At 38.0% G+C, this 19,619-nt stretch carries 20 protein-coding genes and 1 pseudogene; 10 read left to right on the plus strand and 11 right to left on the minus strand.

Going from position 1 to position 19,619, the window contains the following annotated elements; translation table 11 throughout:
• Positions 1-295: 295 nt before the first annotated feature.
• Positions 296-2,050 (plus strand): ABC transporter ATP-binding protein, encoded by a 1,755-nt coding sequence (locus tag LS684_RS05235; RefSeq protein ID WP_233810540.1) that lies wholly within the window; start codon positions 296-298, stop codon positions 2,048-2,050.
• Positions 2,047-4,062: an ABC transporter ATP-binding protein gene (locus LS684_RS05240; protein ID WP_233810542.1), complete on the plus strand. Its 2,016-nt coding sequence runs from the start codon at positions 2,047-2,049 to the stop codon at positions 4,060-4,062. The genes LS684_RS05235 and LS684_RS05240 overlap by 4 nt, the downstream gene beginning before the upstream one ends.
• A gap of 47 nt (positions 4,063-4,109) precedes the next feature.
• Here the strand turns inward: LS684_RS05240 and LS684_RS05245 are convergent, their stop codons facing one another.
• Positions 4,110-4,727, minus strand: coding sequence for an NAD(P)-dependent oxidoreductase (locus LS684_RS05245; protein WP_233810544.1), 618 nt, complete (start codon positions 4,725-4,727; stop codon positions 4,110-4,112).
• A 308-nt stretch (positions 4,728-5,035) separates the two neighbouring features.
• Between LS684_RS05245 and fumC the strand changes: the two genes are divergently transcribed.
• On the plus strand, positions 5,036-6,409 hold the full coding sequence (fumC, locus tag LS684_RS05250; RefSeq protein WP_233811550.1) for a class II fumarate hydratase: 1,374 nt from the start codon (positions 5,036-5,038) through the stop codon (positions 6,407-6,409).
• A 62-nt stretch (positions 6,410-6,471) separates the two neighbouring features.
• Here the strand turns inward: fumC and LS684_RS05255 are convergent, their stop codons facing one another.
• Positions 6,472-6,678 (minus strand): alpha/beta-type small acid-soluble spore protein, encoded by a 207-nt coding sequence (locus LS684_RS05255; RefSeq protein ID WP_233810546.1) that lies wholly within the window; start codon positions 6,676-6,678, stop codon positions 6,472-6,474.
• 324 nt (positions 6,679-7,002) lie between these two features.
• Here LS684_RS05255 and LS684_RS05260 point away from each other — a divergent pair, with 324 nt between their 5' ends.
• Complete coding sequence (locus tag LS684_RS05260; RefSeq protein WP_233810548.1) at positions 7,003-7,245, plus strand: hypothetical protein; 243 nt, start codon at positions 7,003-7,005, stop codon at positions 7,243-7,245.
• Between the two features lie 47 nt (positions 7,246-7,292).
• On the opposite strand, the gene LS684_RS05265 is transcribed toward LS684_RS05260, so the two are convergent.
• Together LS684_RS05265 and LS684_RS05270 are read right to left on the minus strand one after the other, a co-directional pair.
• Positions 7,293-8,396, minus strand: a complete 1,104-nt coding sequence (locus LS684_RS05265; RefSeq protein WP_233810550.1) for an ABC transporter ATP-binding protein — start codon at positions 8,394-8,396, stop codon at positions 7,293-7,295.
• Between the two features lie 91 nt (positions 8,397-8,487).
• Positions 8,488-9,399 carry a PucR family transcriptional regulator gene (locus LS684_RS05270; protein ID WP_233810552.1) on the minus strand — a complete coding sequence of 304 codons (912 nt, stop codon included), beginning with the start codon at positions 9,397-9,399 and terminating at the stop codon, positions 8,488-8,490.
• 167 nt (positions 9,400-9,566) lie between these two features.
• Here LS684_RS05270 and LS684_RS05275 point away from each other — a divergent pair, with 167 nt between their 5' ends.
• On the plus strand, positions 9,567-9,827 hold the full coding sequence (locus LS684_RS05275; RefSeq protein ID WP_233811551.1) for a metal-sensitive transcriptional regulator: 261 nt from the start codon (positions 9,567-9,569) through the stop codon (positions 9,825-9,827).
• A 120-nt stretch (positions 9,828-9,947) separates the two neighbouring features.
• On the opposite strand, the gene LS684_RS05280 is transcribed toward LS684_RS05275, so the two are convergent.
• From LS684_RS05280 to LS684_RS05305, 6 genes are all read right to left on the minus strand, one after another.
• A complete protein-coding gene (locus LS684_RS05280; RefSeq protein ID WP_233810554.1) occupies positions 9,948-10,139 on the minus strand; it encodes a hypothetical protein in 192 nt (63 codons plus the stop codon).
• Between the two features lie 67 nt (positions 10,140-10,206).
• Positions 10,207-10,419 carry a YheE family protein gene (locus LS684_RS05285; protein WP_233810556.1) on the minus strand — a complete coding sequence of 71 codons (213 nt, stop codon included), beginning with the start codon at positions 10,417-10,419 and terminating at the stop codon, positions 10,207-10,209.
• A gap of 325 nt (positions 10,420-10,744) precedes the next feature.
• Complete coding sequence (locus LS684_RS05290) at positions 10,745-11,947, minus strand: YheC/YheD family endospore coat-associated protein (protein WP_233810558.1); 1,203 nt, start codon at positions 11,945-11,947, stop codon at positions 10,745-10,747.
• The gene (locus LS684_RS05295) at positions 11,944-13,311 is read right to left on the minus strand and encodes a YheC/YheD family endospore coat-associated protein (RefSeq protein WP_233810560.1); all 1,368 of its coding nucleotides are present in this window, start codon (positions 13,309-13,311) and stop codon (positions 11,944-11,946) included. Before LS684_RS05295 ends, LS684_RS05290 begins: the two co-directional genes overlap by 4 nt.
• Positions 13,289-14,392, minus strand: a complete 1,104-nt coding sequence (locus tag LS684_RS05300) for a YheC/YheD family endospore coat-associated protein (RefSeq protein ID WP_233810562.1) — start codon at positions 14,390-14,392, stop codon at positions 13,289-13,291. Before LS684_RS05300 ends, LS684_RS05295 begins: the two co-directional genes overlap by 23 nt.
• A gap of 3 nt (positions 14,393-14,395) precedes the next feature.
• Positions 14,396-15,787, minus strand: a complete 1,392-nt coding sequence (locus tag LS684_RS05305; protein ID WP_233810564.1) for a YheC/YheD family endospore coat-associated protein — start codon at positions 15,785-15,787, stop codon at positions 14,396-14,398.
• A gap of 120 nt (positions 15,788-15,907) precedes the next feature.
• Between LS684_RS05305 and LS684_RS05310 the strand changes: the two genes are divergently transcribed.
• The 3 genes from LS684_RS05310 to LS684_RS05320 all read left to right on the plus strand — a co-directional run bounded on the left by LS684_RS05310 (position 15,908) and on the right by LS684_RS05320 (position 18,201).
• The gene (locus tag LS684_RS05310; protein ID WP_233810566.1) at positions 15,908-17,044 is read left to right on the plus strand and encodes a DUF445 domain-containing protein; all 1,137 of its coding nucleotides are present in this window, start codon (positions 15,908-15,910) and stop codon (positions 17,042-17,044) included.
• A gap of 84 nt (positions 17,045-17,128) precedes the next feature.
• Positions 17,129-17,482, plus strand: coding sequence for a YlbF/YmcA family competence regulator (locus LS684_RS05315; protein ID WP_233810568.1), 354 nt, complete (start codon positions 17,129-17,131; stop codon positions 17,480-17,482).
• 197 nt (positions 17,483-17,679) lie between these two features.
• Entirely contained in the window at positions 17,680-18,201 is a 522-nt protein-coding gene (locus LS684_RS05320; protein WP_233810570.1) for a D-glycero-alpha-D-manno-heptose-1,7-bisphosphate 7-phosphatase, read from the plus strand.
• Between the two features lie 98 nt (positions 18,202-18,299).
• On the opposite strand, the gene LS684_RS05325 is transcribed toward LS684_RS05320, so the two are convergent.
• Positions 18,300-18,497 carry an alpha/beta-type small acid-soluble spore protein gene (locus LS684_RS05325; RefSeq protein ID WP_233810572.1) on the minus strand — a complete coding sequence of 66 codons (198 nt, stop codon included), beginning with the start codon at positions 18,495-18,497 and terminating at the stop codon, positions 18,300-18,302.
• Positions 18,498-18,926: 429 nt separating this feature from the next.
• Here LS684_RS05325 and tnpA point away from each other — a divergent pair, with 429 nt between their 5' ends.
• Together tnpA and LS684_RS05335 are read left to right on the plus strand one after the other, a co-directional pair.
• Entirely contained in the window at positions 18,927-19,325 is a 399-nt protein-coding gene (tnpA, locus tag LS684_RS05330) for an IS200/IS605 family transposase (RefSeq protein WP_233810574.1), read from the plus strand.
• A gap of 11 nt (positions 19,326-19,336) precedes the next feature.
• Positions 19,337-19,531, plus strand: a pseudogene (locus LS684_RS05335) (helix-turn-helix domain-containing protein); the annotation flags it as partial.
• Between the last annotated feature and the right edge of the window lie 88 nt (positions 19,532-19,619).

The following is a 19,619-nucleotide window of genomic DNA, read 5'->3' on the forward strand; positions in this document are numbered from 1 at the left end:
ATTACCTTCTTCATTGGAAGGTTAACAGTTTAAGCGGAAGGATGAAAGACGCCTGCGGGAGTAGTGGTACAGGTGATACCCCGAGGAGGCTCACCGCCCAACCACCGCAAGCGATTATCCTAGAGCGGAAAACTCCCCCTGTTTTGAAAGCAACAATGTATATGGAAACAGCCTAAAACAAAAAGTAGGAGGTAATTAAAATGCTATTAGTTCAGAAAAACAAAATGGGTGTAATATGTGTGGATCTCGAAGGTGGTTAGTGAAAGCGCAACAGAAGAGGATAGGAGATGAGTAAATGCTTTCAATTTTTAAAAAATTAGCTTGGTTTTTTAAGGAAAACTGGAAAAGGTATTTTTTGGCTATTTCATTATTAATTATCGTAGGGATTTTAGATGTTCTACCTCCAAGATTAATTGGAATGGCCATAGATGATATTCATCTAGATATGATGAGTACAAATAAGATTCTTCAGTATTTGGGAGCTCTCCTTGGGATCACCGTTATATCCTATGGAATTACGTATGTATGGATGTATCAATTATTTGGTGGAGCATTTCTAGTAGAAAGAAAGCTGAGAACGAGGTTTATGAAGCATCTATTAAAGATGACACCAACCTTCTTTGAGAAAAATCGCACGGGTGATTTAATGGCGCGTGCGACAAACGACTTAAAAGCAATTTCTATGACAGCTGGCTTTGGGATATTGACCTTAGTGGACTCAAGTGTTTTTATGCTAACTATTTTATTCACGATGGGTTTCTTTATTAGCTGGAAACTGACATTAGCAGCAGTTCTTCCCCTGCCCATTATGGCCTATATCATGAAAATCTATGGTAAAAAAATTCATACACGTTTCATGGATGCTCAGGATGCTTTTGGAGAATTAAATGACCGAGTTCTTGAATCAGTATCTGGAGTACGTGTAGTTCGCGCCTATGTGCAAGAAAGAGCGGATCAACAAAGGTTTCATGAGATGACAGAGGATGTGTACCATAAAAACATTGCGGTTTCAAAAATAGACTCTTTGTTTGAACCGACGATTAAAGTGCTTGTAGGGCTAAGTTATATTATTGGCCTTGGATATGGCTCGTATTTAGTTTTTCAGCAATCATTAACATTGGGTGCACTTGTTTCATTCAATGTATATTTAGGGATGTTAATTTGGCCTATGTTTGCCATTGGAGAATTGATCAACGTGATGCAAAGAGGAAATGCTTCCTTAGATCGTTTGCTCGAAACTTTATCCTATAAAGAAGATGTAGCTGATCCTGAATATCCTCATGCAGTGGAAGAACCGAATGAGCTCGTATTTGCTAACTTTTCCTTCCAATATCCATCGTCGAAAACCAAGAACCTAACTGAAGTTGAAGTAACGTTAAACCGAGGAGAAACGCTGGGGGTTGTTGGAAAGACGGGAAGCGGGAAAACGACTTTTATTAAACAGCTTTTAAGAGAGTATCCAAAAGGCTCTGGTAGCTTAGCGCTTGGAAATGTTTCAATTGATCAATTGTCTCTTAATCAAACAAGAGAGTGGATTGGCTATGTTCCACAGGATCATATTTTATTTTCTAAGACAGTTCGGGAAAATATTCTGTTCGGTGGAAGAAATGCTACAGAAGAAGAGTTACAAGAAGCGATTGATCTTGCTGATTTCCGCAAGGATATCGAGAATTTGTCTGATGGGTTAGAGACACTCGTTGGGGAAAAAGGTGTGGCTCTATCAGGAGGGCAAAAACAGCGGATTTCTATTGCAAGAGCACTAATTAAAAATCCGGAAATCTTAATATTAGATGATTCCCTTTCAGCTGTTGACGCGAAAACGGAAAAGAAAATTATTGATAATATTCGGTTGGAACGAAGTGGAAAAACAACGATTATCTCTACACATCGAATGACTGCTGTACAGCATGCAGATCACATCATTGTTCTAGATGATGGGAAAATTGTTGAAGAAGGGACACACGACGAATTGATGCTCCGTGCAGGTTGGTATAAAGAGCAATATATTCGCCAACAAGTTCAGTCAGAGGTAGAGGAGGTGGTATCGTGAGTACAGGACGTCGCCTATTTGAGTATGCGTTACTCTATAAAAAACTAATAATCGCCGCACTTGCTATGCTTACGATTGCCGTCACTGCAGATCTCGCAGGTCCTTTTATTGCTAAAAAGCTAATTGATCAGCATATTTTAGGAATTGAAGGCAATTGGTACGAGATCGAGGAAGATAATGAAGCTGTAAATTATCAAGGATCCTTTTATAAGAGGGAAGCCTATTTGACCGAAGGGGACGAGAAAGTGCAGCCAGTGCGTGTTCTTCAAGTCGGCAAGGATTACATTTTTATCGAAGGAACACTTGAATTTGATGGGGAGCGCTCTTATCAAGAGGGTGTGCTGACTGTGAAAAAAGGTGATCAGACGGCAACATATAATGGGGATATTATTGCAAGCGGTGAACTTCAGCGGTTTTATCAGCCGGAAATCCCTAAAATTATTGGGCTGTTAGCTTTATACTTTGGCCTATTAGTTGTTTCAGCATTCTTTCAATATGGCCAAAGATTTTATCTGCAGAAATCGGCAAACCGGGTTATTCAAAAGATGCGGGAAGACGTGTTTGGTCAAATCCAGCGGATGCCGATTCATTACTTTGATAACCTTCCAGCTGGGAAGGTTGTTGCGCGAATTACAAATGATACAGAAGCGATTCGCGAATTATATGTAACGGTATTATCTACATTCTTTACTAGCATCATCTATATTTCGGGGATCTATATCGCGTTATTTATACTAAATGCAAAGCTCGCTCTCATTTGCTTGTTGTTACTCCCAATCCTTTATTTGTGGATCATTTTTTATCGGAAATATGCGTCGAAATACAATCATGTCATTCGTTCGCGAGTTAGTGATATTAACGCAATGGTAAATGAATCTATTCAAGGGATGAACATCATTCAAGCTTTTAACCGTCAAGATGATACGTTAAATGACTTTGAGAAAATGAATAAAGAGCACTTCACTTATCAAAATAAACTGTTAAGCTTAAATTCTTTAACCTCTCATAATCTAGTTCAAGTTCTTAGAAACATCGTTTTTGTTGCATTTATTTGGTATTTTGGTGGAGAAGCTCTCAAAGCATCATCTGTTGTAACTCTAGGGGTTCTTTATGCATTTGTCGATTATATTAATCGTCTGTTCCAACCAATTCAAGGCATTGTGAACCAGCTTGCAAACTTAGAGCAAGCCCTTGTCGCTGGTGAGCGTGTGTTTAAGCTATTAGACGAGGATGGAGTAGATGTAAATGATGAATCGATACCGCGGTACAAAGGCAATGTGAAGTTTGAACATGTGTATTTCGGTTATAAAGAGAATGAATTTGTGTTAAAGGACATTGATTTTGAAGCAAAACAAGGTGATACCGTTGCTCTTGTAGGTCATACAGGGTCTGGAAAAAGCTCTATAATCAACCTGTTGTTTCGTTTCTATGATTGCCAGAAAGGAAGCATCTCTATTGATGGAATGGATATTCAGGATATTTCAAGGCAAACGCTACGCAAACATATGGGTATCGTTCTTCAGGACCCGTTTTTGTTTACAGGGACAATTGCTTCAAATGTTAGTTTAGATGATCCTTCTATCTCAAGAGAAGCAGTTGAAAAGGCATTAGCCGATGTTGGTGCAATTGATATTTTCAAAAACCTTGAAAATGGAATTGATGAACCAGTGATTGAAAAAGGTAGTACGCTTTCAAGTGGTCAAAGACAGCTGATCTCGTTTGCTCGGGCATTAGCATTTAATCCAGCTATTCTTATACTCGATGAGGCTACCTCAAGCATTGATACTGAAACAGAAGTAATTATCCAAGAAGCGATGGATGTATTAAAAAAAGGAAGAACGACATTTATTATTGCCCATCGTCTTTCTACAATTAAAAATGCCGATCAAATTATTGTGCTTGATCGAGGAAATATTGTGGAAAAAGGGAACCATGACGCCTTAATGGAACTGAAAGGTAAGTACTATCAAATGTATCAGCTTCAAAAGGGAGGAGCCTCGATAGCAGGCTAAGTGAATAAGTTTGGTGAAAGCCCCTCAACGATAGATGAGGGGCTTTCTTAATAAGTGATTCCGACTCGGCAGTTTAAGAAATCTGTTGAACTTAACTGCAAAAAGGCAAAGTCGGCTGTGTCATAGACTGAGATGGACGAACTATTTTCAGGAAGCATATGAATGTCGACTCGATATTGTCCTTTTCGGGTACCAACTGGCAAATATGTAGGACAAACAATCGTCCAATCTAAATTCGATTCTTTTAACTGGAGATAGACTTGTAAATGGTCTTCAGCAGCTGTCGTACTTTTACGCCTAGATTCATTCGAAAGAAAACGGTACTTTTCTGGTTCGGTTCTTGCTTGAAGTATACCTGCTGTTCCAATAGTAATAATTCGTTTGATTCCATGGTGTTGCATCCCCTCGATAATGTATGGAATACTTTTTGAGAGAGTCCCATTTCCATCCGTATTTAATGCACTAAAAACAGCATCACAACCATCCATACTATTGATTATATCTGCTTTATTGAGTACATCTCCCTTTAAAACCGTTAATTGTTTATTTGTAGATAACCTACTAGTATCTCGAACAAGAGAGCGAACACGATGGCCTGAATGGAGGGCGTTTTCTACAATGATTTTTCCGACCCTACCTGTCCCCCCTAAAATGCATATGTTCATAAAACTTTCACTCCTTCGTCACATAACGTTCTTTTTTAAATGTGAGGCATTGTTTGGTTCTATGATAACTTTAAGGTAATTACAGTACAAATAATACGTCATAGGAGGATTCAGTATGGAAGATTATTCAGTGACATTAGCCATTGCAAGTATGATGGTTCTTGTATATTATATTGGCTACTCTATTATTAAATCTTCGTAAACTGCTTGCTGCACAGCAAGCAGTTTTTTTGTTCTAATTCCTTTTTAAATGCATGAAAAAGGGGAATAAGAATAAAAGTGCTAATAAAGGGGTGTGGTGAAAAGTGATGGAACGAATTGAAAGAGACACGATTGGAGAAGTGAGGGTGCCTGCCGATAAGCTTTGGGGAGCACAAACCCAAAGAAGTAAGGAGAATTTTCAAATTGGGATTGAACGAATGCCAGTAGAATTAATTTATGCTTTTGTTCAAATAAAGAAAGCTGCGGCCACTGTTAACAGAAAGCTCGGAAAATTATCAGAAGAAAAACGGAATGCCATTTCGCAAGCTTGTCATGAAATTCTATCGGGAAAATACAATGAACATTTCCCTTTAGTTGTTTGGCAGACGGGAAGTGGTACACAATCCAATATGAATGTGAATGAGGTAATCACGAATCGAGGAAATCAAATATTAGCAGAGAAAAATTCAACTGAACGAATCCATCCAAATGATGATGTAAATATGTCACAAAGCTCCAATGATACATTCCCTACAGCGATGCATATTGCTGGAGCAAGAGAACTATCTGAAAAGCTTGTACCTGCATTGCAGCAATTGAAGGAATCAATTAAGCAAAAGGAAGAAAAATACAAGAATCTTGTGAAAATTGGTCGTACTCATTTACAAGATGCAACCCCTTTAACACTTGGGCAGGAGATCAGTGGCTGGAGAATGATGCTTGACCGAACGGAGCTTATGATTAAACAAGCTTGCCAATACTTAAATAACTTAGCAATCGGAGGAACTGCAGTAGGGACGGGTATTAATGCAGACCCTATATTTGGTGATCAAGTAGCGGAGGAGCTTGCGAAGGAAATTGGTATTCCTTTTCGGTCTTCATCGAATAAATTTCACGCACTAACAAGTCACGATGAACTTGTATATGCGCATGGTGCTCTAAAAGCGTTAGCTGCTGACTTAATGAAAATAGCGAATGATGTACGCTTTCTTGCCAGTGGGCCAAGAAGCGGCATCGGTGAGCTTACTATTCCAGCAAATGAGCCAGGAAGCTCTATTATGCCAGGAAAAGTAAACCCAACACAAAGTGAAGCATTAACAATGATATGTACTCAAATCTTCGGCAATGATGCAACGATAGGTTTTGCTGCAAGTCAAGGTAATTTTGAGTTAAATGTATTTAAACCAGTGATTATCTACAATTTTCTGCAAAGCATTCGTTTGTTAACAGATGGAATGAACTCTTTTAATGAAAATTGTATAAAGGGGTTAGAAGCAAATAAGGATGTTATTAAAAAGCATGTTGAGAACTCGCTCATGCTCGTAACAGCTCTTAATCCACACATCGGCTATGAAAAAGCTGCTAAAATTGCCAAGCTTGCATTTCAACAGAATATCACACTAAAATTAGCTGCATTACAAACGGGCTATCTTACGGAAGCCGAATATGAAGAATGGGTAAATATAGATTCCATGGTTTAATATAAATAGCCCCCTATTTAAAGGGGGCTAAAGCCATATTATTTAATTGTTGTTAAAATAAATTATTGTTGGTAGCTTCCGCCAAGTTGTTGTTGAGCCATAGATACTAAACGCTTAGTGATTTCTCCACCAACTGAACCGTTAGCACGTGCTGTTGTTTCAGGTCCAAGGTTTACACCGAATTCAGAAGCGATTTCGTATTTCATTTGATCGATCGCTTGCTCTGCTCCAGCTACTAAGATTTGGTTTGAAGAATTGTTGTTTGCCATGATGAACACTCTCCTTCAGATTTTTTAGTTTTGTGGACTATTTTGGAATTGAACCAAATTGATTCGTTTGTAATCAAGCATCCATGCATAGTCCATAAAGTGATTAAATAGTGCTTTTATTGGGTGTTGCTACGTTGTTGCCCTGTGTTAATCATTATTATGGAGATTTTTCAGCTGTTTATTCGAAAACTCGCACAGTAAATTATTTCCTATTTCTTATTACTTGAAAGACAGATAAATACACTTACCTTGATGATTACCAATTGGTTACATAGGATGACAGAGAAAACGCAAACTAAGAAAAAAATAAGGAGCTAGAAGCGAATGGCGATTTGTCCTTTATGTAATGGATTTCTGATGATTCAGGAAAAATGCCCTTCATGTGGAGAGGTTTTACAGGATCAAGGGAGGGTCATGGACTATTACGATGACTATAGTCCTTATATGCCCATTGACCAATTAAAGCTTGAGGATGGGATTCCAAATGATTATCAAGATAAGCAATGTCCACATGTATTTCACTGTCCATCCTGTGGAAAAGAGGAGGTAAGGCTAATTGAGGAATAAATAAAAAGCTGTCAGCTGACAGCTTTTTATTGATGTACTAATTGAACTTATTTGCTACGTATACGTGACTCTGTTTCAGCATCAAAGAAATGCACTTTATTCATATCAAATGCTAATTCAATTTGTTGGTTAGGCATAATATCTGTACGTGAGTCAACACGAGCTACGAAAGATTGTCCTTCAAGGTTTGAATAGATCATCGTTTCAGCACCTGTTAATTCAGATACTTCAATTTCTGCAGTGATTTTTGAACCTTGAGATGCATCAATAAAAACAGGCTCATCATGAATATCTTCTGGGCGTACCCCAAAGATAATGTTCTTGCCAACATAATCTTGGTCACGCAGAACTTTCATTTTTCCTTCAGGAATTTGAATCTCAGTAGATCCAATGATTACTTTCCCTTCCTCTAACTTTCCGTTAAAGAAGTTCATAGCAGGTGAGCCGATAAATCCACCAACAAACACATTTTCTGGGTTTGCATAAATTTCTTTAGGGGAACCAACTTGCTGAATGACCCCATCCTTCATTACAACGATACGGGTCGCCATTGTCATCGCTTCTGTTTGATCGTGTGTTACATAGATTGTCGTTGTTTGGAGGCGTTGATGGAGCTTAATAATTTCTGAACGCATTTGTACACGTAGCTTCGCATCAAGATTTGATAATGGTTCATCCATTAAGAATACTTTTGCATCTCGGACAATCGCACGCCCAAGTGCCACACGTTGACGCTGACCACCGGATAATGCTTTTGGTTTACGGTTTAAATAGGTTTCAAGGCCAAGGATTTTTGCTGCTTCCTTTACGCGACGATCAATTTCAGTCTTTGCAAACTTACGTAGTTTCAATCCAAAAGCCATATTGTCATATACAGTCATATGGGGGTATAGCGCGTAGTTCTGGAAAACCATGGCGATATCACGATCTTTAGGTGGAACATCGTTTACACGTTTTCCATCAATAAAGAAATCTCCTTTTGAAATTTCTTCAAGACCTGCTATCATACGTAGCGTAGTAGATTTACCGCACCCTGAAGGACCGACGAATACAATAAATTCCTTATCCTGGATATGAAGGTTAAAATCTTCAACTGCTGTTACTTTATTATCATAAATTTTATAAATATGCTCCAGTTTTAATTCAGCCATCGTGTTAATCCTCCTGTATGTTTGTCTACTCTTATTGTAGCGCCAATAGGCTGCATTCAGTATGGGCAGGTTGCACAAAACGATCAAGGAGCTATTGTGCAACATTACTAGTAGAAGGCAAATCATACATTAGACAAGCTAGATATACGGTAACAGCACTATTAAAATCCTTTAGTTGTACCCCTGTCTTTTCTGTAAATTTATCTAATCGATATTGTAGTGTGTTTCGATGAATGTAGAGCTTCTTAGCTGTCGTTGATGCATTTGAATGATTTTCAAGGTAAATTTTTAATGTCAGATGAAGGTCAGGGTCTTCCTTAAAGGATTGAAATAAGGCGAAGATTGGCCCGCTCTGTAAATTTTGGTTGTATTCTGACACAATGTAAATTGGAAAGAGCTTTTCAAAGGTTTGGACTCTCTGCTGAGGGAGCAAGCGCATTCCCTTGGTAAAGTAGGCTTTTTCCTCTGTAAATGTATCAGCTAATTCTTCTGTTATATTGGAAGACTTTCCAATAAAGAAATAGATTTTTTTGTAAAAGTCAGTTTCAAAGGTTTGTGCTATAGACTCAAATTCGTCCACATTTAATAAGTCCTTTGATTGTTCAATTATTACTCCAAGATAATCATTTTCCCATAGAATCACAGGAGATTCGGGAAAGGAACCTTTAAGTGCGGATTCTAAATCCTGCTTGTCCCATTCATCTTTCTCACAATAAAATAAGCTAAGCCTGGCGGAACCTGTTGTAGAGGAGAGAGGAAGATTTCCATCAGCAAAAAGGAAATCATACCATTGCTGTGAAATAGGGTCATGAGTAGAGAAAATTTCATGATAGTGGTAAAGAGTTTTCAATATTGTTAACTCTTTTTCACTTATTTGTGTACTTGGAATTCCAAGCCAATCGCCTGAAGCACTTTCATAAAACCAATGGTAATTAGAAGAAAGGTCAGGCTTATTTTGTTTAAATATGGACTTTTCATATAAGTTTTGTAATAATTTCAACATAAATATACTTCCTTCATATTGTAATTGTGGGTTTATATTGATTATTATAGCAATTTGCAGCAAGAAGGAAAAAATATGAATGAGGCTAGGACGTGAAATATATTCCTAAACCATTTATAATTTTATACATTAGGGGGTAGCGTATGAGTGAAGAGGTGTCAAATAAAATGGAATATTCAGCTGAGATGAAAAATCGTTTAAAACGGTTAGAAGGACAAGTTCGTGGAGTGATACGTATGATGGAAGAGGAAAAACATTGTAAAGATGTGGTCACTCAGTTATCAGCCGTTCGTTCTGCCGTCGATCGTGCAATTGGTTTCATTGTTGCGAAGAATCTCGAAACATGTATTCGTGACGCAAATGAAGAGGGGAAAAATGCAGAGGAAGCCATTCAAGAAGCTGTCAATATGATCGTGAAAAGCAGATAAGACACTTGCATCCATTGTGGATGAAGTGTCTTTTTTTGATAAAGATTACAAGGTGATACGTCATAGCATTCCATGTATGATAGGCAACATAACGTGTTTTTAGGAGGAGCTTCCGCTTCTCTAATTCACTTCATATGGTGGATCTTCTGGGGGTAAGTCCCTTGCTTCTTCGATGTTTGTTGAGTCTTTTCGCATATGGACACTTCCACCTGACATCCCTTCATTAATCATACGATCAATATCAAGGTAGGCTTTTTCTTTCCCTTCATACGCCAGATCTTTGTTTGTACTTGACTGCTTTTCTTTTGACAACTCATTTGCCTCCTTCCGTTTTATATCTTATTTTTCTTAAAAAGGGAAGGTTTATGCAATGGATTGATTAATCATAGACATGGTAGAGCATTAATTCATGGATACGAGAGAAAAGTGTTGCTTCTTCTTCTGTACTCGGCGGCTTAACACCGGTCCATTCAATTTTACCGTCTGAGTAATAAATTCCTGTCAGTTTTTGTTTTTGGTAATAAAAGGAAAAACGCCAACCTGGCATTTGGTTGTTCTCATATAGTGGTTTAAATTGAAAATGTGTTAGCAATCCCATCTCCTCCTCTTATTCATTGTACATCTTTTGTGAAAATTGAAAAAGTATGACTTGGAGGGATCGTATTTTAAATATCAATCGTGCTTTATAGGAGGAGTCTGAGGTTCACCACAACATACAAAGTGGATGGTTGGAGTCATCGCTCCTTACTTCAAGAAAAACGGTCAACTTTTACCATTTTCTTTCAATTGATAAATTCGCTCCAGTTCGACAAAGGGTCGCTCAAAATCAAAATGAAATAGAAGATTGATATCCTCTAATCCATTAACCGATTATATGGATCCTTTACTACCAATTATTAGAGAGAAAAGGTAACCTTCTAGCCATGTGACGCTTGCACGAATGCAGCCTTTTGAAAAAACAACTTGCAAAGCTTTTCAATTCGGTTAGCTTCTATTTCTTCTTCATCAAAGCTCATTGGCTTTGAATTAACCTCGTAGATGACGTACCCACCAGTGTTGGTTATGCCTGCATCTATTGAAAATTCGCCGAAAAAACCTAGCTGCTCTGATAAAATTTTTCCACATTCTTGAACCATTCTTTTTATGAATTCATCGTGACGATCATTTTGAATGAGGGTGTAGGGGAGGATGCGCCCTCCATTTGGAAGATGGGTTGTCACGTCCTGTTCCAATGATTGCCTAATCCCAACACCAGTTACATGATATTGTTGGGATTCAAAATGGGCTAATATCCTCAAATCATAGCGATGCCCGTCTAGCGTATCAGAAGTGATTGCCTCTTGAGCAAGAAACGGTTTGGTTTGGAAGGTAGGTTCCCAGTTCACCCAAAATGCTTCAAAATTTGGAAACACAGTCTGTTCACTAATACTCGTTAACGTAATCTTTTGATGAGAGTCAAGATTCATACGAGATATTCCTTTACCTTTGGAAGCTTGCGTTGGTTTAAGATAAATTTTCTGATGGTTCTGTAAGAAATCGAACAATCTCTTTTTTTCATTAACCATAATCGTATCAGGTAAAAAACTTATTAAAGTAGAGTGAAGGGTAAACAATTCATACATGTCATATTTGTTAATAAAACTAGGATTAAAGAAAGGAATGTGGTGCTTTTTTAGTAGAGCTCGCACATATTCAAAGCTATTTGATTTCTCTGCCTTTCGATAAGGAATCCGATTATAGACGATATGTGGAAGAGGGCAGCATGCGGGTATCCATTTATCTTGGTTTGGTAGATAAACAAACCCTTCCATCTTACTTTCACATATTCCATCAGGTGTAAAAACGATTGAAATACCGCCATGGTCTAACAGCTTCTTTTGTATTTCCTTGAAAAGAGAACCATTCCCTGCAATGGTTTGATTATCTTTCCGGTCCGCCAAGATCCCAATTAGTGGACCGACACGTTCATCTAGAGAGGTGACTAGAAAGGGAATGGTATCATTAACTAAGTCTCCATCTACTTGATATAAAGGCTGCTCATTTTTCCCAAATTTCAAAGGATTTGAGAGAGACGAATAGTGATACCATTGCCTATTTTTCGGATGATAATGAATGATCATTTAAACATTTCCTCTGGCCGCGTAATCGCTCTTTCGGCTAAGAATACAGCAAAGGCTAAAGATAATCTTCTTGTTAATCCATCAAACTCTTTTAACTGAGGGTGTTTAAAAATAGACCTTCCTGGCTTTGAGTTTGCTTCAAAAAGCCATACGTTTCCTTGGCGATCCATTCCCATGTCAAAGCCGATCTCTCCTATTATTCCTTCCATATTTTCTTCTAGTGCATGGCTTAGCTCAAGAGCCGATTTAGTTAATTTTTCCTTAATGCTTTTTTGGTCTTGTTCAGCTAAAAAAATTTCTTCTATGGTTTTTATTTCGCCCCCGTTATTTAGATGGGTAGTCACACTCCCAGCACCTGCCATTTTCGCTGCTAGAGCAGTGACTTTCCACTTGCCATTTTCGTCTTTATTCGTATGAATTCGAAAGTCAATTGTCCTTTTATTCAATCGAAGTAAGTGGATCCCTTGTTGAACGAGCATATGCTTTAAACTCTTTTGACCAAATAGCTGATTCATGAGACTTTCTAGGGTTTGGAATTTGCGTAGTTTATTGTTACCTTGATCATTGCGATAGCGGCAATAGTATACCTCCTCATGCTTGTCGAAGAGGATTTGGTGTATTCCAAGCCCAAGACTGCCATTCATTGGCTTTAAGTAGACGTGACCGTATTCTCCCAGCATTCTTTCAATCATAGAGAATGAAGTAAATGGATGTGTTTCTGGTAGGTAGTGACTAACAGTAGATTCCTGTTGAATTCGTTCAAAAACGTCCAATTTATTGAAAAAACCGGGATTGTACCATGGAATTAAATAGTCAGTTTGCATTCGGTTTTTCACTTGTTGAAGTGCTTTTTTTCGTTCGCTTTTTCGATTCGGTAAACGGTCGTATACAACATTTGGAAAGGGTACTTCGAGTGACTCCCAGCCTTTATCATGATAGAACAAAGCTTGAATCGTTCCTTGCTCCCAATTAATATGTTCTTCTCCAAATACAAATGGAAGTGCGGCAACACTTTTTTTTACAGATAAAAGCTTTGCGAAAAATAAGCTTCGTTCGCCAATTGGTCTCATGGGAAAAGGTGTAAACCCTGAAGTGAAAATGCCAACTAGTGGTCCAATGAACATCGTGTCATTTTCCACAAAGACATGCAGTGGAAGATTTAGCTGCGGGAACTTAAGTTCATTTGCAAGGTCCTTGCTTATAAAGATTTTTGATTGCTCTTTTTGTACGATAGAAAAGTTATGATCTATTGTATTTGTTCCGAAAGCAACTCTAGTAACATTTTCAAAGTTGTGAATAGTAGTTGGGCAAATGACTGTCTTTAGCGGATGGTCGATGACTTCAATTAGGAATTTTCTTCTCATGAACGGTTCTCCTTTCTATCCAGTTTTGATTGACAATTTTTTTTGCATACAATAACGGAGCTATATATAATGCTTCTTTTTCGTCTAGTTTAGTGCTTATCACTACTTTTCTACCGGGCTTTGAATTCACGTCAAGGATCCAGATCGCTCCATCATTTGCAACACCAATATCAAGCCCAATTTCAAATAAAGGAAAGAAGCTCGATTCCAGTAGATGGGGAAGCTTGTTGTATATATCTTGAAGTTCCTCTACTAAGTAATGTTGCATGGAAATTGAAAATTGGCTAAGCCAATTTTCAAAATCAGAAATGGATCCTCCTGCACTAATATTGGATATAATCCCGCCTTCACTTCCGGTACGAATTCCTCTCCCAATTAATCTCCATATACCATCTTGATCCTTTTGGAGGAAGGAGCGGATATCATATGGACGATTTTCTTGGTTGGACAGATATAAGAAGGGTTGCATGAGATATTCGCGCTTCCTAACCAGCTGGTTGCCCCATTTTACTAGCGTTTCTTGATCGGCAAAGGTATGTGTTATTTGCTTTTCTCGTTTATCGGTTCTAACATGGAAGCCATCCTGCTGCTTTTCAACTAGGAAGATACCGTTCCCTTGAGATCCTGAAGTGGGCTTTAATAAGATAGGGTTGCAGTTTAGAAGGAGCTCTAGAAGTTGTTCGCCAGCGTTAACTTCAATTGAATGTGGTAAATAGGGTGCGAGACTAGAATGGGATAGAGCTTGAAAAATATCTAATTTATTCGGTAAACCGTAGCCGAGGAATTTCAAATCTTTTCGCTTTTTCAACCAACTAACTATGGTTTTGCACTGTCTAGAATGCGTATCCTCACGATAAAAGCAACGATCATATAGGATAGATGGGAGGGGAAATTCACAAGATACCCATCTGTGTTCTCTATGGTCAAATTGCTCTCCTGTAATCTGCTGTGTAACAGGATTTATATTGGTTGGAACAAAACGATAGCATATGATTCCAAAAGAATGGGATCGTTTGGCGATTTCTGTAAAATAAGTTTGCTCACTTGTTTTGTCAAGTGTCATGAAACCTAATGAAAGCATGACTTACTCCTCCTTGCTTCTCATATAATCAAAAGATAACTTAGTGCAGTACTCAAGGATCGCCTTAGCGGATGGCCTTAATGAAGTGGATTTTCCTTCGAAATTTTTTGAAGGTTTCGAATTGATCTCGATTATCCAAAGTTTTCCGTATTCATCCACCCCTATATCTACGCCTAGTTCTCCTACTAAGCCACTAACGGATCGACTTAAGATGTTAACTGCATCAATAGCGAGCTCCTTCATTAACGCTTGCTGCTGAATGGCTGTTGGTTGATCAAATAATAAAGATAAGGCTTTAATAGGACGCATCGTTTCACCGCCGCGAGCAATATTTGATACAAACTGTTCTTCTGCAGAGAGTCTAGCAACCATGGAAGATACCTTCCAGTCATCTCGGTGGTTCTTGTGACAAAGCACACGAAAGTCTAATTTGCGGTTTTTATAATTTAGTAAAGGGATAGACTGTTGAACTAAGTACGTTCTCTTCTTTAGACGTGGCTGGAACCATTGCATAAATGAACTGATTGTGAGAAAGGAAAGAGAATGATTAGAGTGGGGAGAGGTTAGATCAACTTCTAGGTGATTCTTTTCATCTCTCCGCATCCGGATGATATTTCTTCCTTGACTACCATGAATGGGTTTGATAAACAGCTCTTGATGCGTTTGAAGTAGACTGATGATACTCTCTTCTGTTAGGATCTTTGTTTTAGGTAGATGTGGATGTAGATGTTCTTCGTTATACAATGCTTCATGTACATCCCATTTCGAAAAAAATCCATCGTTAAACATCGGAATATTATTCTTTATAAGAATTGTTTGGAATTGCTGAAAGTAAGAAGAGGATTCTAATTTACGAGAATGAATACGATTATAGACAGCAGTAGGATACATCAATTCTGTTTTCTTCCATTCGTTGGTTTCAATATCAAAATAGTAGCCATTTACTTTTTCCTGTGATACATCTTTAAAATGAAAAACGTATAAAAAACCTCCGATTTGCTGTAACCCGTCCTGTAGCTCCTCAATAAATGTGTGGATGGCACGGAAGTTAGGAGTGGTAAGCATATCTTCCTCTTTGAAATCAGTGACTAGAGCAATAATTGGGCCAAGTAAAAGTCTTTTCGTATCATGACAATATCGAGCAAGCAATGAGTGTTCTTGAACAGGTAGAAGGGTTTCCCTAATTAAGAGCTCACTTAGATGAATGTCATCTTTTGTAATTGGCGCGCTTTCAACGCCTACTTGAAGACATTTAGAACCGATGCATAGGCAAATAATTTCTTTTAGTTCTAGACCCCAATATTTCATTAAAGAGGGACTCATTCGGATCGTATCCTTCTCTAGTTGAAACGTTTGGTCAGGAATAATCGTAATAGGTAAATATGTTCTCGTCATGTGTATTCCTCATTTGCTCGTCGTTATAGGTACATTTATAATAGAGAAATGGGCAAAAGCTGATATGGTATCGTATGTTAAATGAATAAATTTGTGCTTCAAGATGAGAGGTAGATAGGAATGAAAATAGCGTTAACGATCATTATTATGATGGGAATTGGTGCACTAATCGGCGGATTTACGAATTCCTTGGCCATTAAAATGTTATTTCGGCCATACAAAGCAATCTATATTGGAAAATGGAAAATGCCGTTTACTCCAGGGCTGATTCCGAAAAGACGAGAGGAGCTGGCTGAGCAGCTGGGACGTATGGTCGTAGATCATTTGTTGACACCAGAAAGTGTACAAAAGAAATTTTTAAATGAAAGCTTTCAATTGGAAATGACCAAGCTTGTTCAGAGTGAGCTGGAACGGTTTTTCTCCAAAGATCAAACACCACTTGAACTCCTTGAGAAATTTGGTGTGGTGGACGGACAAGCTAAGCTAGAGGTGAAGGTAGATGATATGCTTGAAGATAAGTATATCTATTTAATGGAAAAGTATAAGAATGAGCCCGTGAAGGAGCTAATGACTCCAGAGCTTTTGGAAAAAGTGGAGTCGAAAATCCCATTAATTAGTTCCTATATATTACAAAAGGGCACCGATTATTTTGACAGCACTGAAGGAGAACTCAGAATACAAAGAATGGTTGATGACTTCGTAAAAGAGCGTAGTGGAATGCTTGGAAATATGCTACAAATGTTTTTAGGAAATGTAAACCTAACCGATAAAATTCGACCAGAGATCATTAAGTTCTTAAAAAGCGAAGGCACACATGACTTAGTGACAACGCTCTTACATAAGGAATGGAATAAGGTACTGTTGTGGGAAGCAAGCAAGCTTGAAGCTCAAGTAGGAAGACAGTCAATCTTAGTGATGATAAAGGATTATAGTAAGAGGATTCTCAAGTTAGACAAAGGCTTAAATACACCAATTTCCCAAATCTCGTTGCCGATTCGCGAGACGGTCGTGGAGAAGATTTCTCCAAATGCGGTCATGTTGTTAGGAAGTTGGTTAGGAGAGCGTGTGCATGTTTTAATGGAAAGACTTCACTTAGCAGATATCGTTCGTGAGCAGGTTGAATCGTTTTCAGTTGAGCGCTTGGAGGAAATGGTTCTATCCATCACGAAAAGTGAGCTCAAGATGATCACTTATTTAGGTGCACTCCTTGGAGGGATGATCGGATTAGCCCAAGGGATATTGGTCCTTTTCCTTTAGAATGAAGAAAGTGGCTTCCTCGCAATCTGAAACATAGTTTGTTATAGTGTAGTGGATTGCTTAACAATAAAGGAGTTGTCAAAAATGGGAGTAAACTTACATGATTCGGCATATGAACTAGAAAAAGCGATTCGTCAAAGCGATGAATACACAAATCTAAAAAACGCATACGATGAAGTGAATGCAGATCCTTCTGCAAAGGAAATGTTTGAGAATTTTCGAAATATCCAAATGCAGTTACAGCAAAAACAAATGATGGGGCAGGAAATTTCTCAAGAAGAAGTGGAACAAGCTCAAAAAACGGTAGCACTTGTTCAGCAACATGATAAAATTTCTAAGCTGATGGAAGCAGAGCAACGGATGAGCATGATTATTACTGAGCTAAACCAGATTATTATGAAGCCACTAGAAGAATTATACGGCTCAATAGAACAATAACAGAGAAGAGGTTTCCTTAACGGGGGATCTCTTTTTTTGGATAGAGCCGGTTTATCAGAAGCAGAGAAACGAGTAGAAAAACGCGGTGAACCTCTAATTTGGAAGAATTTTAACGACATGAATAAATAATGGTATAAATCATGTTAAGTTTGCAAAGAATTTCATAGGGATGATGAAATGAGAAAGGATATTTGATAATGAAAAGAGCCGTTTTTCTGGATCGAGATGGTGTATTAAATGAAGTTTTAACGGATCGAGTAAAGTTTGTTAACAAAGCAGATGAGTTATTTTTATTACCTGGAGCAGCAAAAGCCGTTGCAGCCTTTACAAGTGCAGGAATAGAGGTATTTGTTGTCACAAATCAAGGTGGTGTTGGCTTAGGTTATTTAAAGGAAGAAAGCTTGATTGAGATTCATGACCGATTGGAAGAACTCATTCGGGAAAAGGGCGGAATCATAAAAGAGGTTGCCTATTGTCCTCATAAGCCAAAGGCAGGGTGTGAATGCCGAAAACCAAGTGCTGGTATGCTGTTCGCTCTTGCTGAAAAATACAATATTGATCTCTCTCACAGTGTAATGGTCGGAGACCATGAAAGGGATATTGAAGCAGGAGTTAAAGCCGGGTGTAAAACCGTATTTATTGGTATGGAAGAGTCAAAAGCCGATGTTCGAGCACCCTCCCTTTATGATGCCGTAGAAGATATTCTTCAATTGGTTTAACTACGAACTCTAATTAGTCCCCATTATCATATGTAGTGGAAACCCGCTAAAAAGATTTTAGCGGGTTTATAGGCCATTTATTCATTTTTTTTGAAAAATTACTTGTGTGAACCACCGAATTGTTGCTGAGCCATTGATACTAAACGCTTAGTAATTTCACCGCCAACGGAACCATTCGCTCTAGAAGTGGTTTCTCCACCTAGGTTTACGCCAAACTCATTTGCAATTTCATACTTCATTTGATCGATTGCTTGTTGTGCATTTGGTACTACTAAGTTATTCGAGTTGTTTGCCATTTCTAATCATCGCTCCTTTTTGGTGTTTGATTGGATGTTACATTTCTAGTTGTTTTAAAAAACAGGTCGATTTATGCAAAAAAACCATATGGTAATATTTTCATAATTTCCGTTTCAAACATATGTAACCTTTTATGCCTTTGTTATAATCGAGCTAAGTTGGATAAATAACGTAAAATAAAATTACTGGAGTTTTCGTCATGAAAAAAGAATCATCCTAGCAGGTGGAACAGGATTCATAGGTCAATCTTTAGCCAGATTTTTAACGTACCTCCGAAAGAAGTCTCCCTCTTCAAGCGTGTGGAGGGCGTAGCCCAAGCGGTAAGGGGGAGATGAATTACGGTTGAGCGGTACCCAAAGGGTCTTTCTTTTGTCATTTTCCACCATGTGTTATAATCAGTATTATAAAGCGTAAGGATTGATATAATAATGAAACTAGACAGTAATAACCATTCAGTATTCTTGATGTATTACCACCTCATATTAGTTGTGAAGTATCGAAGGGAAGTGATAGATGATACGATTTCCGACTATGCCAAAGATAAATTTGTGTCTTTGAGTCAAAAATATAATATTACATTAATCGAATGGAACCACGATATTGACCACGTTCATATCTTGTTCAAAGCACAGCCTAACAGTGAAATATCAAAATTCATCAATGCCTATAAAAGTGCCAGTTCAAGACTAATCAAGAAGGACTTTCCTCATGTTCGCAAAAAGTTATGGAAAGAAATGTTTTGGTCAAGAAGTTTCTGTTTGTTGACCACTGGTGGCTCACCTATGGAAGTGGTGAAAAAATATATAGAAAATCAAGGGATAAAGTGAGGTGATTTGACATGACTACACAAAATAAAGCGTACAAGTTCAGTTTGTATCCAACAGATGAACAAGCTTTTTTTATTCGCAAAACCTTTGGTTGTGTTCGTTTCGTCTACAATAAAATGTTAGCTGAACGAAAAGAAACGTATGAAAGCCTAAAAGAAGATAAAGAAGCATTGAAAAAGGTGAAGCACCCAACTCCTGCTAAGTACTGTTTTCCTAAAAGATCGATGGATGAGGGCTTCCGCTTTAGATATACAAATCTATAAATTGCTTTAAAAGATAATTTATCATGTGGTA

It is taken from the genome of Cytobacillus spongiae, from assembly GCF_021390075.1.

What these genes read in the sequence shown, in the direction of transcription:
- LS684_RS05235 (WP_233810540.1), top strand. Translation starts at nt 296, where the DNA reads ATGCTTTCAATTTTTAAAAAATTAGCTTGGTTTTTTAAGGAAAACTGG.
- LS684_RS05245 (WP_233810544.1), bottom strand. Translation starts at nt 4,727, where the DNA reads ATGAACATATGCATTTTAGGGGGGACAGGTAGGGTCGGAAAAATCATT.
- fumC (WP_233811550.1), top strand. Translation starts at nt 5,036, where the DNA reads ATGGAACGAATTGAAAGAGACACGATTGGAGAAGTGAGGGTGCCTGCC.
- LS684_RS05255 (WP_233810546.1), bottom strand. Translation starts at nt 6,678, where the DNA reads ATGGCAAACAACAATTCTTCAAACCAAATCTTAGTAGCTGGAGCAGAG.
- LS684_RS05260 (WP_233810548.1), top strand. Translation starts at nt 7,003, where the DNA reads ATGGCGATTTGTCCTTTATGTAATGGATTTCTGATGATTCAGGAAAAA.
- LS684_RS05265 (WP_233810550.1), bottom strand. Translation starts at nt 8,396, where the DNA reads ATGGCTGAATTAAAACTGGAGCATATTTATAAAATTTATGATAATAAA.
- LS684_RS05270 (WP_233810552.1), bottom strand. Translation starts at nt 9,399, where the DNA reads ATGTTGAAATTATTACAAAACTTATATGAAAAGTCCATATTTAAACAA.
- LS684_RS05275 (WP_233811551.1), top strand. Translation starts at nt 9,567, where the DNA reads ATGGAATATTCAGCTGAGATGAAAAATCGTTTAAAACGGTTAGAAGGA.
- LS684_RS05290 (WP_233810558.1), bottom strand. Translation starts at nt 11,947, where the DNA reads ATGATCATTCATTATCATCCGAAAAATAGGCAATGGTATCACTATTCG.
- LS684_RS05295 (WP_233810560.1), bottom strand. Translation starts at nt 13,311, where the DNA reads ATGAGAAGAAAATTCCTAATTGAAGTCATCGACCATCCGCTAAAGACA.
- LS684_RS05300 (WP_233810562.1), bottom strand. Translation starts at nt 14,392, where the DNA reads ATGCTTTCATTAGGTTTCATGACACTTGACAAAACAAGTGAGCAAACT.
- LS684_RS05305 (WP_233810564.1), bottom strand. Translation starts at nt 15,787, where the DNA reads ATGACGAGAACATATTTACCTATTACGATTATTCCTGACCAAACGTTT.
- LS684_RS05310 (WP_233810566.1), top strand. Translation starts at nt 15,908, where the DNA reads ATGAAAATAGCGTTAACGATCATTATTATGATGGGAATTGGTGCACTA.
- LS684_RS05315 (WP_233810568.1), top strand. Translation starts at nt 17,129, where the DNA reads ATGGGAGTAAACTTACATGATTCGGCATATGAACTAGAAAAAGCGATT.
- LS684_RS05320 (WP_233810570.1), top strand. Translation starts at nt 17,680, where the DNA reads ATGAAAAGAGCCGTTTTTCTGGATCGAGATGGTGTATTAAATGAAGTT.
- LS684_RS05325 (WP_233810572.1), bottom strand. Translation starts at nt 18,497, where the DNA reads ATGGCAAACAACTCGAATAACTTAGTAGTACCAAATGCACAACAAGCA.
- tnpA (WP_233810574.1), top strand. Translation starts at nt 18,927, where the DNA reads ATGAAACTAGACAGTAATAACCATTCAGTATTCTTGATGTATTACCAC.